Origin of the sequence: Luteibacter rhizovicinus DSM 16549 (assembly GCF_001887595.1) — a bacterium.
GTDB lineage: Bacteria > Pseudomonadota > Gammaproteobacteria > Xanthomonadales > Rhodanobacteraceae > Luteibacter > Luteibacter rhizovicinus.
In genome coordinates this window covers 2,139,817-2,153,584 of sequence record NZ_CP017480.1, presented here as the reverse complement: position 1 = coordinate 2,153,584, position 13,768 = coordinate 2,139,817, and the positions used below count along the sequence as shown (strand labels likewise).

The 13,768-nt window shown below is 66.2% G+C and carries 12 protein-coding genes; 7 read left to right on the top strand and 5 right to left on the bottom strand.

Going from position 1 to position 13,768, the window contains the following annotated elements:
• Positions 1 to 7: 7 nt before the first annotated feature.
• The 5 genes from BJI69_RS09650 (at position 8) to BJI69_RS09630 (ending at position 4,209) form a co-directional block, all read left to right on the top strand.
• Positions 8 to 502 (top strand): DUF1993 domain-containing protein, encoded by a 495-nt coding sequence (locus BJI69_RS09650; protein WP_046967953.1) that lies wholly within the window; start codon positions 8 to 10, stop codon positions 500 to 502.
• Positions 499 to 1,083, top strand: coding sequence for a DNA-3-methyladenine glycosylase I (locus BJI69_RS09645; RefSeq protein ID WP_046967952.1), 585 nt, complete (start codon positions 499 to 501; stop codon positions 1,081 to 1,083). Before BJI69_RS09650 ends, BJI69_RS09645 begins: the two co-directional genes overlap by 4 nt.
• A gap of 104 nt (positions 1,084 to 1,187) precedes the next feature.
• Positions 1,188 to 1,469, top strand: coding sequence for a DUF2188 domain-containing protein (locus BJI69_RS09640; protein ID WP_046967951.1), 282 nt, complete (start codon positions 1,188 to 1,190; stop codon positions 1,467 to 1,469).
• A 68-nt stretch (positions 1,470 to 1,537) separates the two neighbouring features.
• Positions 1,538 to 3,634: an ATP-dependent DNA helicase DinG gene (gene dinG / locus BJI69_RS09635; RefSeq protein ID WP_046967950.1), complete on the top strand. Its 2,097-nt coding sequence runs from the start codon at positions 1,538 to 1,540 to the stop codon at positions 3,632 to 3,634.
• Entirely contained in the window at positions 3,631 to 4,209 is a 579-nt protein-coding gene (locus BJI69_RS09630; protein WP_046967949.1) for a HutD/Ves family protein, read from the top strand. Before dinG ends, BJI69_RS09630 begins: the two co-directional genes overlap by 4 nt.
• On the opposite strand, the gene BJI69_RS09625 is transcribed toward BJI69_RS09630, so the two are convergent.
• Positions 4,169 to 4,594 (bottom strand): hypothetical protein, encoded by a 426-nt coding sequence (locus BJI69_RS09625; RefSeq protein WP_125903025.1) that lies wholly within the window; start codon positions 4,592 to 4,594, stop codon positions 4,169 to 4,171. The two genes, BJI69_RS09630 and BJI69_RS09625, sit on opposite strands and share 41 nt — an antisense overlap.
• A gap of 114 nt (positions 4,595 to 4,708) precedes the next feature.
• On the opposite strand from BJI69_RS09625, the gene BJI69_RS09620 reads away from it, so the two are divergent.
• Together BJI69_RS09620 and BJI69_RS09615 are read left to right on the top strand one after the other, a co-directional pair.
• Positions 4,709 to 5,245, top strand: coding sequence for a lipocalin family protein (locus BJI69_RS09620; RefSeq protein WP_046967947.1), 537 nt, complete (start codon positions 4,709 to 4,711; stop codon positions 5,243 to 5,245).
• 48 nt (positions 5,246 to 5,293) lie between these two features.
• Positions 5,294 to 5,683, top strand: a complete 390-nt coding sequence (locus BJI69_RS09615) for a YchJ family protein (protein ID WP_046967946.1) — start codon at positions 5,294 to 5,296, stop codon at positions 5,681 to 5,683.
• Positions 5,684 to 5,900: 217 nt separating this feature from the next.
• On the opposite strand, the gene BJI69_RS09610 is transcribed toward BJI69_RS09615, so the two are convergent.
• The 4 genes from BJI69_RS09610 to gltB all read right to left on the bottom strand — a co-directional run bounded on the left by BJI69_RS09610 (position 5,901) and on the right by gltB (position 13,538).
• A complete protein-coding gene (locus tag BJI69_RS09610) occupies positions 5,901 to 6,695 on the bottom strand; it encodes an SDR family NAD(P)-dependent oxidoreductase (RefSeq protein WP_046967945.1) in 795 nt (264 codons plus the stop codon).
• 120 nt (positions 6,696 to 6,815) lie between these two features.
• Positions 6,816 to 7,583 (bottom strand): NRDE family protein, encoded by a 768-nt coding sequence (locus BJI69_RS09605; RefSeq protein ID WP_046967944.1) that lies wholly within the window; start codon positions 7,581 to 7,583, stop codon positions 6,816 to 6,818.
• Positions 7,584 to 7,653: 70 nt separating this feature from the next.
• On the bottom strand, positions 7,654 to 9,090 hold the full coding sequence (locus BJI69_RS09600; protein ID WP_046967943.1) for an FAD-dependent oxidoreductase: 1,437 nt from the start codon (positions 9,088 to 9,090) through the stop codon (positions 7,654 to 7,656).
• Positions 9,087 to 13,538 carry a glutamate synthase large subunit gene (gltB, locus tag BJI69_RS09595; RefSeq protein ID WP_046967942.1) on the bottom strand — a complete coding sequence of 1,484 codons (4,452 nt, stop codon included), beginning with the start codon at positions 13,536 to 13,538 and terminating at the stop codon, positions 9,087 to 9,089. Before gltB ends, BJI69_RS09600 begins: the two co-directional genes overlap by 4 nt.
• Positions 13,539 to 13,768: the final 230 nt, after the last annotated feature.

The window sequence follows — 13,768 nt, the reverse complement described above, 5'->3', positions numbered from 1 at the left end:
GCCCGCCATGACCCTTTCCGCTTACGACGCTTCCGTCCCCGTCTTCGTCCGCGGTTTCCGCGTGCTGACCGAACTGCTGGACAAGGCCGAGGCCCAGGCCGATGGCTCTCGCCTCATCGAGGCCCGCCTGGCCCCCGACATGCTGACCCTGGCCGGTCAGGTGCAGCGCGCCAGCGATACCGCCAAGTTCGCCATCGCCCGCATCGGTGAAGTCCAGCCGCCTTCCTTCGAGGACAACGAGACCACCTTCGCTGACCTGCGCAAGCGCATCGACAGTACCGTGGCCTGGCTGGAGTCGGTGGACCGCGCCGTCATCGAGGCGGGGGAAGCCCGTCCCCTCTCGCGCAAGTTCAAGGACACCGAGCACAGCTTCACCGCGGCCTCCTACCTGCTGACCTTTGCCATCCCGAACTTCTTTTTCCACGTGACGACGGCGTACGACATCCTCCGCCACAACGGCGTGGCCATCGGCAAACTGGATTACCTCGGCTTCAACGCATGACCGATGGCACGACCCGCTGCGCCTGGGGCGAGTCCGACGAACTCATGCGCGCCTACCATGACACCGAGTGGGGCGTGCCTGAGTACGACGGGCGCAAGCTGTGGGAAAAGCTGGTCCTCGACGGTTTCCAGGCCGGGCTGTCGTGGCGCACCATCCTCGCGCGCCGGGACGGTTTCCGGCGCGCCTTCGAGGGCTTCGATCCGGAGCGCGTCGCCGCGTACGGCGCGGACGATGTCGCCCGCCTGCTCGCTGACGCCGGCATCATCCGCTCGCGCAGCAAGATCGGCGCGGCGATCAACAACGCGAAGGCCTATCTCGCCATGCGCGATAAGGGCGAGGATTTCGCGCGCTTCTGCTGGGACGCGGTCGGCGGTCAGCCGATCCTCTGGGAGGGGCCGGTGCCACCGAACAGCCCCCTCTCCGAACACATCTCCAAGGCGCTACGCCAGCGCGGCTTCACCTTCGTCGGGCCCACCATCGTTTTCGCCTGGCTCGAGGCCACCGGCCTGATCAATTCGCATGCCCCGGACTGCTTCCGGCGCCGGGACGTGGCACGCCAGACGCTGTGCCCCAAGGGTTAACGGGTTTTTTAGTCCCTGCGGCGTAGCGTGGACTCACCGCCCGTCGGCGGCCGCTTCACCCGGTCTACCCATCCCAGGTCTACGTACCGACAGCGAGGGTTTCCATGGCTTCGAGCTCCGCACAACTGTTCATTCCATATAGCGAATCGACACAGGGACCGTGGATCGTCCGCCGTGCCTCCCTGCCCCTCGGCCGTTATGCGTCGCAGTCCATGGCGATCGCTGCCGCCGAAGCCCTGGCCCCCGGCCTGTCCGACAACCTGGGCCGTCCGGTCGAGATCCATGTCCAGCAATCCGACGGCACGTGGGAAGAACACACCTACGTCGTCGCCGGCCTCGTCGCCGGTAGCCCGATCCCCTCTGTCGGTATCAACCGTCACGCCTGAGCGTCGTGGGGTGAGACGGGTATGAGGTAACCTTGGTCGGTTGCCCTTCCCGTTCTGCGCTCTCATCGATGCTCACCGACGACACCAAAGCCGCGATCCGCGCCGCTTATGCGCGATTGAAGGACGGCCTTGCGGGGTTCCGCGGTCGTGCCTCGCAGCTCAAGATGATCGCCGAGGTGGCCAAGGCCCTGGGCGAACCCGGCGGTGCCGCGGTCATCGAGGCGCCGACCGGTACCGGTAAGTCCATGGCCTACCTGATCGCCGGGCTGGAAGTGGCCCGTGCCCAAAAGAAGAAGCTGGTCATCGCCACCGCCACCGTGGCCTTGCAGGAACAGTTGGTGCAGCGGGATATCCCCCAGTACCTCACCCTGTGCGGTGTCGAGGCCAAGGTGGCCCTGGCCAAGGGCCGCGCGCGCTACCTGTGCCCCCGCAACCTGCGCATGGCCGGCTCGGAGCCGTCCGCCCAGGGCGGCTTCGAGTTCGATGCCGACGTCGCGTTGTGGGCGCGTCCACCTGCGGAGCGCGACACCAAGGCCGTCGCGAAACTCAGCGCGGCCTTTGAATCGCGTGAGTGGAACGGCGATATCGACACCAGCCCCGAGCCACTTTCCGACCTCGTGCGCGGCATGGTGACGACCAGCGCCGGCGGCTGCACGGGTCGCAAGTGCGGTGCCTTCGCGGTCTGCCCGTTCTTCGTCGCCCGCCGGCTCATCGGTGAGGCGGATATCGTGGTCGCCAACCAGGATCTGGTGCTGGCCGACCTGACCATGCCGCGCGATGAAGACACTTTCGGCGGCGTGATCCTGCCCAAGCCGGAAGAAACCCTCTACATCTTCGACGAGGCACATCACGTGCCCGCGAAAGCGATCGACCGCGGCGCTGCCGACGTGCATCTGGCCACCGCCGTGCGCCGCATCGGGCGCCTGCAGAACCAGATCCACGCGGCCTACTCGCTCACCGACAAGGAAAGCATCGGCAACCTCTCGCTCGAAGCCGGCGATGAGAAGCTCATGCTGATGTCGGGCTCGCTGGAAGAAATCGAACGCGAGATCCGCATGTCGTGGACGCCCTCGTCCAGCGAAACCGAACCCGTGTTCCGCGCGTCGCTGGGCCAGCTTCCGGAAAACTGGAAGATGCATGCCGAGCACCTGCATCTGGTGACCAAGGACATCCAGCGCTGGCTGCGCACGGTGCGCCGCACCGTCGTCGAGATGGAGGCTGGCGGCCCCACGCAGGAAGCGCTCTCGCGCGAGCTTGGCGTAGCGCTCGAGCGTCTCGATCGTCAGGTCCGCACCTGGTACGCGTGGTCGTCCGACGATCGCGAGAACGCGCCACCGCTCGCACGCTGGGTCACCATGACGCCCGAGCAGCAACTCGTCTGCCATGCCTCCGCCGTCTCTGCCGGAGGCCTGCTGCGCACCGTGCTATGGGATAACGCCTCCGCCGTGGTGATGACCTCGGCCACGCTGAGCGCCGGCGGCAACTTCCGCGGCTTCGCCGATTCGGTCGGCCTGCCCAATGATGCGGTGACACTCAGCCTGCCTTCGCCGTTCGATCTGGAGAAGCAGGCGACGCTCACCGTGCCGGCACTGACGACCATGCCGGACGATCGGGAAGGCCATGCGCGCGAAGTGTCGGGCTGGTTGGCCAAGAACCTCGACTGGGACGCCGGCAACCTCGTGCTTTTCACCTCGCGGGCCAAGCTCGATCGCGTGTTGCAGATTCTCCCTATCGAGTTCGTCCGCAAGGTGCGCGCGCAAGGTTCGCTTTCGAAGGCGCAGCTGATCGCCGAGCATCGCGAAGACATCGAGGCTGGCAAGGGCAGCACCTTGTTCGGCCTGGCCTCGTTCGGCGAAGGCCTCGACCTGCCGGGCAAACTCTGCGAAACCGTCGTCGTCACGCAGCTTCCGTTCGCCGTGCCCACCGATCCCGTCGGGGCGACTTACGCGGAGTGGCTGGAGTCGCGCGGACGCAATCCCTTCATCGAAGTGAGCGTGCCCGATGCCACGCGTATCCTCACGCAGTATTGCGGCCGCCTCATTCGTACCGAAACCGACACCGGCCGCATCGTGCTGCTCGATCGCCGCGTGATCACCAAACGCTACGGCACAGGCATGCTTCGTGCGCTACCGCCTTTCGCCCGCAACATCGAGCGCGTCGCATGACCATCATTCCCTTTGCCGAGCTCAAAGCCGTGCCGTGGAAGAATGGTCTCGGCATCACCCGCGAAATCGTCGTCGAACCGCCCGGTGCGACGATGGACGATTTCCTCTGGCGGGTGAGCATCGCCGACGTCGACACGGCATCGCCGTTTTCGGCTTTTCCCGGTATCGACCGCATCATCGTGCTGCTCGAGGGTGACGGCTTCACGATGACGCTGGACGGTGAGCGCGAGCACGCATTGACGACACCGTGCGCACCCTTCGCCTTCGCCGGCGAGGTGCAGGTGGATGTGACACTGGCGGGCGGCGCCACACGCGATTTCAACCTGATGGTCCGCCGCGGCGAGGCCTCTGGCACGGTCGACGTCGTACACGGTCCGGCCATCGTCGACGCCACCGACGTCGCGTTGTTTCATCTCGCCGAGGGAAGCGCCATCGCCGACGGCACCCCCTGCCAGACCGGTGATTCCATAACCCGTCCGCACCGTATCGAACTTGCCGCCGACACCACCGCCCTACTCGTCCGCATAAGGCCAGTCAAACCTGCGACGTACCAGGCAAATCATCCTCAGGCGTAACGTCGCCGAGCAGCGGACGTTTCCACAGCTCCAGCGACGTCAGCTGGAACCGAACAGGCGGCACCGCGCCCTCCCAGCCCTCGATCCCCGGGAAGTACTCGCGCATGACCTCGACCAGGCTGGTGAAGCCGCTGTCGAGCTCGGACACCGCCAACACCGGCTCGCGATCGATGTGAAAGAACAGGAACACGGTATCGGCCGCCAGGTTGTCCCGGTTGCCCGCCTCGATGCGCCGGATCTGCTCCATCCGCACCTCGCGCGTCCGGAACGGCCCCAGGTGGACCACGACGACGCCCGATTCCCGGTCGAAGTGAACCTTCGGCCGCCACGTGAGGTTTTCACGAAGGCGCGTCCATAGGGGGCGGGGCGTTGATTTGGGGCCCATCGGCGGTGTCTCTGGTCGGCTCCCCCCGTTATCGGCCGCGAGTTCGTAGGATTTAGTTGTAGTTCACCGCCGGAGGGCATCGTAGGGGGTCTGCTCGTAAGGAAAGGCACCGCCATGCGTGAACTGTTCGCCGCCCTCTCCCTGGCCATGGCCGCGTCCAGCGCCGTCGCCACCGTCCCGCTCGCCCCCGTACCCGACCTGGACCTGGCCCGCTATGCCGGCACATGGCACGAGATCGCCCGCCTGCCCATGTGGTTCCAGCGCAAGTGCGAGAGCAACGTCACCGCTCATTACACGCCGAAGCCGGATGGCACGGTCGCCGTGCACAACGCCTGCGTCACGGCCGAGGGCAAGACGATCGCCAGCGACGGCGTGGCCCGGCGTCCGGACAACTTCGCGCGCGGAAAGCTGGAGGTGCGTTTCGCCCCGGCGTGGCTGTCCTGGCTACCGATGGTGTGGGCGGATTACTGGGTACTCGCCCTGGACGACGACTACCAGTGGGCTCTCGTCGGCCAGCCTGGCCGGAAGTACCTGTGGATCCTGTCGCGTGAGCCGTCGATGGATCGGGCCACCTTCGAGGCATTGAAGAAGACCGCCACCGACATGGGCTATGACCTCACGCCACTGATCGTGTCGGGCAAGGTGGAGTAAGCCACGGGGCTGCTAGGATCGCGATCACCCACGAGACCGGCCGTACCGATGCCCACCGCTTTAACCTGCCCCTGCGGATCCGGCGCCACCCTGGCGAACTGCTGTGGTCGCTGGCACGCCGGTGAACCGGCCCCCACGGCCGAGGCAATGATGCGCTCCCGCTACGCCGCCTACGTGCTCGGCCTCGAGGACTACCTGCTCGCGACCTGGCACGAAAGCACGCGACCCGCGTCGCTCGGCCTGGCGACGCAATCGCCGCGACCCACCTGGCTGGGCCTCAGCGTCAAACGCCACGAAACCCCGACGCCGGAGTCGGCGATCGTCGAGTTCGTGGCGCGCTTGCGTATGGGTGGGGGTAGTGCGGAGCGCATGCATGAAACGAGTCGTTTCGTGCGCGAAGGCGGTCGCTGGTTTTATGTCGACGGCACGCTCGACTGAGCCAGGCACTACGCCGAGGGCACGCTCGACGGATGCTTCTTCCGGCGCTTCGCGTACCACCGTCCGAAGGACGGCATGAGACAGGCGACGACAAACGCCGCGATAGCACTGAACATTCCATTGATCCCTGTGCGCCGGCCGCAGGCCGACTATGCCGGCAATCTAGGTGTCACGTCAGTTATTGTCAATCGCCGTCCCTGGCGATCGATCGGCACGTTCAGATAATCGAACGGGTCACGCCACCGTCGACGCGGATGGCCGCGCCCGTGGTGCCGGAAGCCTGCTCCGACGCCAGGTAAACCGAGACATTGGCCACTTCTTCCACGCTCAACAGGCGCTTGATCAGCGAGGTCGGGCGGTGGGTCTGGATGAAGTCACGCTCGACCTCTTCCAGCGACTTGCCCTGGTCCTTGGCAATCTTGCCGAAAAATTCGCTGACACCTTCGGACAGGGTCGGGCCTGGCAGGATGGCATTGACGGTGACGCCGGTGCCCGAGAGCACCTCGGCAAGGCCACGCGACACACCAAGCTGGGCGGTCTTCGTGACGCCGTAGTGGACCATCTCGGCAGGGACCTGCACGGCGGATTCGCTGGAGATGAACTGCACGCGACCCCAGCCGCGCTCGGCCATGCCCTTGGCGTAATGACGCGAAAGGCGCACGCCCGAATTCACGTTCACTTCGAAGAAGCGCGTCCACTCGGCGTCCTCGATGTCGAAGAAGCCCTTCGGCTCGAAGATGCCGAGGTTGTTGACCAGGATGTCCGTCTCCGGGACGGCCTTGATCAGGGCGGCGGCGCCTTCGGCCGTGCCGAGGTCCGCGGCGACGCCCTTGAGCTTCGCGTTCGGAACATCCTTGCGGATCGTGGCGAGGGCTTCATCCACGCGAGCCTGGGTGCGGCCGGTGACGACTACCTCGGCGCCCGCGGCGGCGAGGCCCGTGGCGATGGCCAGGCCGATACCGGCGGTCGAGCCACTGACGATGGCACTGCGCTTGCTGAGATCGATGTTCATGGTGGCGCTCCGAGAAGGGAAGGTTCGATGTCTGACCCACTCATCGTCGGGGCTGACCGGGCGTGGATCAATCGCCGTTTAGGCAAAAGACTCTCGCCGCCACGCCAAGAACCGCAAGCCTCAAGGGCTGGCGAGGTCGAACCGGCCCTCACCGAGGGCGACGCCGTGGGGCCCGAAGCGACGCTCGGCGATGAGGGCGCGATCCTCGTGGTCGACCAGGATGACCGTACTGGCACGCGTACCGTAGTTCTCTCCGACGATGAACGCACTGGAGAGGAAGCGCTCACGCTCGATGCCGATGCCCGTGTCGGGGAGGACATCGTCGGGCCAGGCGCCCTGGTCTGCGAGCAGCGCGAACAGCGCGTCCACGTCGGTGTCCTGGTCGGCGGCGACCCAGGCGGTGAGATGCTCGACCAGTGCCTGGGTCTTCGGCCACGGCGCGTTGAAGTCCGCGTTACTCAGGCCGTGCACACCCGGCTCGACCCGTTGGGCGCGCGCGTTCGGATGATTGCCCAGGTAATAGGCGTCGTCGTGGTCGAAGGTCAGCAGGTTGAACGGCCGGTATGCCTTCGCGCTCGACATCAGTTCGATGGCATGGGCGCGGGCGGGCACGTTGGAGCCGAGGTAGTCCGCGACCAGCAACCCCCGCGACATGCCGCTGTGGTCCGCGCTCATGTCACGCACGTTGGTGATCACACTGACCCGGCCATGCGGTGCGATGCCGGCCCAGGTGCCGCCGGCCTCGAGATCGCGCCCCGCGATGATGTCGGGGGCTTCGTCCCACGGCGCCAGCGGCGCGGTCGGACGTGCGTGGAACTCGTCGCGGTTGCCGACGAGCACCAGCTTCCAGCGCGGATGGACATGCCAGGCGAAGGCGATCAGGCACATGGGCGGGGAATGGCTCGGTAGAGCATGGGCCTATTGTGCCCTACCTGTCGCCGTAAGGTTTTGTGGCGGCTTAGACCGCCACCTTCAATGTCAGCTTCGCTGTCGCCAGCAGGCGTGCGATCGAGCCAGCCGCTTCACGACCGTCGTAGACCGCACGCACGACCAGATCCGCGCCACGCACGTTGTCGCCACCGGCGAAGATACGCGGGTTGCTCGTCTGCAAGGGCAGGCGCCCTTCGCCACCGACAACGATGCGGCCGCTCCTGTCGCGCTCCACGCCGAAGGCCTCGCACCAGTCGGGAGGGCTCGGCTGGAAACCGAAGGCCTGAATCACCACGTCGGCGCGCAGGTCGGTCTCGCTGCCTTCAACGTTGCGCGGTCGCGGGCGTCCGTCACCGTCATCGACAAGCTGGGTCTCGACCACGCGAACCGCGGTGACCTTGCTACCGTCGCCCACCAGGGCGATAGGCTGCTGCTGGAAGAGGAAACGCACGCCTTCCTCGCGGCTGTAGCCGACTTCACGACGCGAGCCGGGCATGCTGGCTTCGTCGCGACGGTAGACGCAGGTGACCGACGCGGCACCGAGGCGGATCGCGGTACGGTTGCAATCCATACCGGTGTCGCCGCCACCGAGGACGACGACGTGTTTGCCGGCGAGGTCGTACTCGGGCGCGGGCGCTTCGTCGCGAAGCAGGCGTTCTACATTGGCGATGAGGAAGGGCAGCGCATCATGCACGCCGCCCAGGTCGCGGCCGTCGAGCTGACCGTCGACATAGGTGTAGGCCCCCGTGCCGACGAACACGGCATCGTAATCGGCGAGCAACTCGTCGAAGGCGATGTCGCGTCCGATCTCGACACCGAGATGGAAGCGCACACCCATGCCTTCGAGCACCATGCGACGCGTAAGCACGACGGACTTGTCGAGCTTGAACGGCGGGATGCCGAAGGTGAGCAGGCCACCGATTTCGTGCTGGCGATCGTAGACATCCGCCGCGATGCCGGCACGGCGCAGACGATCGGCGCAGGCGAGGCCCGCGGGGCCCGCGCCGACGATAGCGACACGCTGCCCGGTCTCGCGAACGCGTGACAAATCGGGACGCCAGCCCTGGCGGATGGCCTCGTCCGTTACCCAGCGCTCGACGCTACCGATCGTGACGGCGCCGAAATCGCCTTGCTCGAGCGTACAAGCGCCTTCGCAGAGACGGTCCTGCGGACACACGCGGCCGCAGATCTCGGGCAGCGGGTTGGTCTCGTGCATGAGGGTGGCGGCCTCGAACAGACGACCATCCTGCACCAGCTTCAGCCAGTTCGGGATGTAGTTGTGCACCGGGCAGGCGTGCTCGCAGTACGGATTGCCGCAATCGATGCAGCGCTCCGACTGCGATGCCGCCTCCGACGGGGCGAACTCGCCGGAGATTTCGCCATAGCCGAGCACGCGCACGGCCACCGGTACGGTGCGCGGTGTCTGCCGCGGGACCTCGAGGAAGCGGAAGTCCTTCGTGCTCATGCGGCGCTCCGCAGTTCTTCAGCGAGGGCGTCGAGGCTCGCGGCTTTCGGCTTGACCAGCCAGAAGCGTTGCAGCAGGCCACGGAAATCGCCGAGCACCTTGCGACCCCAGGCGGAATCGGTGAGTTCGGCGTGGCGGGCGATGAGTTGGCGCAGGTGCTGCATGTAATGTTCCATGCCTTCGTGCGAGATACGCACGATGTCGACGAGTTCGTGGTTGTAGCAGTCGACGAAGTTGCGCTCGGTGTCGAGGACGTAGGCAAAGCCACCCGTCATGCCGGCACCGAAGTTGAGGCCGGTGCGACCGAGCACGGCGACGACGCCGCCGGTCATGTATTCGCAGCAGTGATCGCCGGCGCCTTCGACGACAGCCAACGCACCGGAGTTCCGCACAGCGAAACGCTCGCCGGCCTGACCCGCGGCGAACAACTCGCCACCGGTTGCGCCATACAGGCAGGTGTTGCCGATGATCGAGGCTTCCTGGCTGGCGAACGGCGAATCGGCCGGCGGCCGGATGATGAGACGGCCACCGGACATGCCCTTGCCGACACCGTCATTGGCTTCGCCGGTCAGGTCGATGTGCACCCCGGACGCATTCCACGCGCCCAGGCTCTGTCCCGCCGAACCGGTCAGGTGCAGGTGCACCGGTTTCTCGACCATGCCGACATCGCCCCAGCGACGCGCGACATCGCCGGACAGACGCGCGCCGATGGCGCGATCGGTGTTCGCGATGTCGTAGTGGAAGGTCCCGCCGAGCGCATCGGCGACCACGGCCCGGGTATCCGCCGAAATCCGGCTGGCCAGGGTCGCGGGATCGCGCACCGGGTTGCGCGCGAAGGTACAGGCGAAGTCCACCTTCTCACCCATGCCGTCTTCGGCGATGAGCGGGGTGAGGTCGAGGCGATCCTGCACGGCGGTGACGCCGTCGCGCTGCTCCAGGCGGCCACTCTGGCCGACCAGTTCTTCCAGCGTGCGCACGCCGAGACGGGCGAGGTGGCGACGCACGTCTTCCGCGACGAAGCGGAAGTAGTTCATCACCATGTCGGGCAGGCCGAGGAAGTGCTTCTGGCGCAGTACCGGATGCTGGGTCGCGACACCCGTGGCGCAGTTGTTCAGATGGCAGATGCGCAGGTACTTGCAGCCCAGCGCCACCATCGGACCCGTGCCGAAACCGAAGCTCTCCGCACCGAGCATGGCGGCCTTGATCACGTCGAGACCGGTCTTCAGGCCACCGTCGGTCTGCAGGCGAACACGGCCGCGCAGATCGTTCAGGCGCAGCGTCTGCTGCGTCTCGGCCAGACCGAGCTCCCACGGCGTGCCCGCGTACTTGATGGACGTGAGCGGGCTCGCGCCGGTGCCACCGTCGTGACCGGACACCGTAATCAGATCGGCGCCCGCCTTGACCACGCCTGCGGCGACGGTACCGACGCCGGCGTGCGAGACGAGCTTCACGGAGATGAGCGCCTTCGGGTTCACTTCCTTGAGGTCGTGAATGAGCTGGGCGAGATCTTCGATGGAATAGATATCGTGATGCGGCGGCGGTGAGATCAGGCCGATGCCTGGCTTGGCATAACGCAGGCGGGCGATCGTCGCGTCTACCTTGTGGCCGGGCAACTGCCCGCCTTCGCCGGGCTTGGCGCCCTGGGCGATCTTGATCTGCAGGACCTCGGCATTGACCAGGTAGGTCGGCGTGACGCCGAACCGGCCCGACGCGACCTGTTTGATCTTCGAGGCGCGGTCGGTGCCATAGCGCGCCGGATCCTCACCGCCTTCACCCGAGTTGCTGCGTGCGCCGAGCCGGTTCATGGCGATGGCCAGCGCCTCGTGCGCTTCCGGCGACAGCGCACCCAACGACATGCCGGCCGAATCGAAGCGTTTCAAGATGCTCTCCACCGGCTCGACCTCGTCGAGCGGGATGGCGGTGCCTTCGCGTGGCACGAGCAGGTCGCGCAGCGCGGAAGGTGGGCGCGCATCCACGTAGTGCGCGTACTTCGCGTAGTCGTCCCAATCACCCGTGCGCACCGCCACCTGAAGGCTGGCGATCACATCCGGGTTGTACATGTGGAATTCGCCGCCGTGCACGTACTTGAACAGACCGCCGGCGCGAAGTGCATGGGCTTCATCCCAGGCTTCGGCGGCGAGCAGGCGCTGTTCTTTTTCCAGATCGTCGAAGGTCGAGCCGCCGATGCGCGAAGGCGTACCGGGAAAGCAGATGTCGACGACGTCGCGCGACAGTCCGACGATTTCGAACAGCTGCGCGCCGCGGTAGCCGGCGACCGTCGAGATACCCATCTTGGAGAGGATCTTGAGCAGGCCCTTGCGGATACCGCGGCGATAGTTACGGCCGATTTCACGCGGCGCGCCTTCGCCGTTGCGGATGTGCCCGCTACGGCCCATGTCGAACAGGCTCTGGTAGGCCAGCCACGGGTAGATGGCCGTAGCGCCGAAGCCGAGCAGACAGGCGAAGTGGTGCGGGTCGCGTGGCGTGGCCGTCTCGACCATGATGTTGCACTGACATCGCAGGCCACGGTCGACCAGGCGCGCGTGCACGGCGCCGGTCGCCAGCAGCGAGTGGATCGGAAGCAGGTCGCGACGGGGATAGCGGTCGCTCAGGAAGACGATCTTCACGCCACCGCGCACGGCGGATTCGACGCTATCGCAGATGCGCAGCAGCGCTTGCTCCAGCGTTTCATCGGAACCGTACATGAGATCGAATCGCGGCGTATCCGCGTACTCGGCATTCGCGAGGATCTGCCGCAGTTTGCGTTGCGAGAGGATCGGCGAATTGAGCAGGATCTGCTTCGCGTTCTCCGGGCCGAGGTCGAAGATATTCCGTTCCTGCCCGATCTGCGTCACCAGCGACATGACCAGGCGCTCGCGCAGCGGATCGATCGGCGGATTCGTCACCTGCGCGAAACCCTGGCGGAAGCGGTCGAACAGCGGACGGATCTGTCGCGACAGCACGGCCATCGGCGTGTCGTCGCCCATGGATCCGGTCGCTTCCGCTTCGGTCTCGGCGAGTACTTTCAGTACCGACTCGCATTCTTCGCGGGACAGGCCGAACAGCTTCTGGTAGCGGCGCAGTTCCTCGGCAGGCAATGGCTCGGCAGCGAGACTGGGGTCGATCAGGTCCGACTCGAGATAGGTGACACCATCGCGCAACCAGTCGCGGAACGGTGCGCGCTTGCGATTGATCGCATCGATATCAGCGTCGCGTAGCAGCCGGTGCTCGCGGAAATCCACGGCGATCATTTCACCCGGCGCGAGGCGACCCTTGGCGACTATGCGCGCCGAGGGGACATCCCAAAGCCCGGCTTCCGAGGCGACGATCAGGTGGTTGTCGTCGGACAGCGCCCAGCGTGCGGGGCGCAGGCCGTTGCGATCGAGCGTGCACGCGGCATAACGCCCATCGCACATGACCAACCCGGCAGGGCCATCCCAAGGCTCGCTGTGCAGGGCGTAGTACTCGTAAAACGCCGCGAGATCCTCGTCGATGTCCTCCCGCGCGGAATACGCCGGCGGGACCAGCACACGCATCGCCGTGAGCAGGTCCATCCCACCCATCAACAGCACTTCGAGGGCGTTGTCCAGGCTCTCGGAATCCGAACCACTCTGCCGGACCAGCGGACCGATGTCGGAGAGGTCGACGAGATCCGAGCGCATGACCGACGTACGCGCCTGCATCCAGCGACGGTTTGCGCGGATGGTGTTGATCTCGCCGTTGTGCGCAAGCAGGCGGAACGGCTGCGCGAGGCGCCACTGCGGCGAGGTGTTCGTCGAGAAGCGCTGGTGGAAGACCACCGCATCGGCGACGAGCGCCGGATGCTTGAGATCGGGATAGACATCGCGCAGGTGGCCCGGCGCGGCCATCGCCTTGTAGCCGATCACTTCGCCGGAGAGCGAAACGACATAGAACTGCGTGTCGCCGGCCAGCGCGAGCTCGGTGCGGCGGCGTGCGCGGAACAGCGCGGCTTCGAACTGCGCCGGGGTGAGATCGCCCGGTGCGTCGACGAAAATCTGGCGGACGCGCGGCATGGACGACGCCGCCAGCGGTCCGCACGCGGCCGTGTCGACCGCGACATCGCGCCAGCCGGCCACGTGGAGGTTCACGGCGGCGAGTTCGGTCTCGAGGACGGTGGCGGCGCTGCCATCGCCATCGGGATCGAGGAAGACCACGCCAGCGGCGAAATGCGTGGCGAGCGCGATGCCGGATTCGCGCGCAAGCGCCCGAAGCCATTCGACCGGCCGGCGAATGAGTACACCGCAGCCGTCACCACTGATGCCGTCGGCGTTGACGCCGCCGCGATGCGATAGTTTGGCGAGGGCCGAAAAGGCGGTGTCGACCAGTGCCGAACTGGCATGGCCGTCTATCTGCGCGACGATACCGAAGCCGCAGCTGTCGTGTTCGAACGCCTCGTCGTAGAGGCGCGGAGTGCCTTGCTTCACCATCCGCCTCCTGGGGCATAAGGTTGTGCTGGGAATCTGGCGTGCACGTGGCCCCGCGACCTGGAACGGTCGACCATCACGTGCGCGCGAAGGAGCTTGCGGCCCACTTTAGTCATATTTGTCGCGCTGCGTCAAAGCGTTCAGACGTCCAAACGGAAAGCGAACGGAATTCTTACGTCGCGCGTGTCGAGACCAGTGAGAAGAAACGGGCTGGGGTGCGGCTCGCGAGGCAT

Bases quoted from the DNA above. Each gene is read 5' to 3' on its own strand.
- BJI69_RS09650 (WP_046967953.1), top strand. From the start codon at position 8: ATGACCCTTTCCGCTTACGACGCTTCCGTCCCCGTCTTCGTCCGCGGT.
- BJI69_RS09645 (WP_046967952.1), top strand. From the start codon at position 499: ATGACCGATGGCACGACCCGCTGCGCCTGGGGCGAGTCCGACGAACTC.
- BJI69_RS09640 (WP_046967951.1), top strand. From the start codon at position 1,188: ATGGCTTCGAGCTCCGCACAACTGTTCATTCCATATAGCGAATCGACA.
- dinG (WP_046967950.1), top strand. From the start codon at position 1,538: ATGCTCACCGACGACACCAAAGCCGCGATCCGCGCCGCTTATGCGCGA.
- BJI69_RS09630 (WP_046967949.1), top strand. From the start codon at position 3,631: ATGACCATCATTCCCTTTGCCGAGCTCAAAGCCGTGCCGTGGAAGAAT.
- BJI69_RS09625 (WP_125903025.1), bottom strand. From the start codon at position 4,594: ATGGGCCCCAAATCAACGCCCCGCCCCCTATGGACGCGCCTTCGTGAA.
- BJI69_RS09620 (WP_046967947.1), top strand. From the start codon at position 4,709: ATGCGTGAACTGTTCGCCGCCCTCTCCCTGGCCATGGCCGCGTCCAGC.
- BJI69_RS09615 (WP_046967946.1), top strand. From the start codon at position 5,294: ATGCCCACCGCTTTAACCTGCCCCTGCGGATCCGGCGCCACCCTGGCG.
- BJI69_RS09610 (WP_046967945.1), bottom strand. From the start codon at position 6,695: ATGAACATCGATCTCAGCAAGCGCAGTGCCATCGTCAGTGGCTCGACC.
- BJI69_RS09605 (WP_046967944.1), bottom strand. From the start codon at position 7,583: ATGTGCCTGATCGCCTTCGCCTGGCATGTCCATCCGCGCTGGAAGCTG.
- BJI69_RS09600 (WP_046967943.1), bottom strand. From the start codon at position 9,090: ATGAGCACGAAGGACTTCCGCTTCCTCGAGGTCCCGCGGCAGACACCG.
- gltB (WP_046967942.1), bottom strand. From the start codon at position 13,538: ATGGTGAAGCAAGGCACTCCGCGCCTCTACGACGAGGCGTTCGAACAC.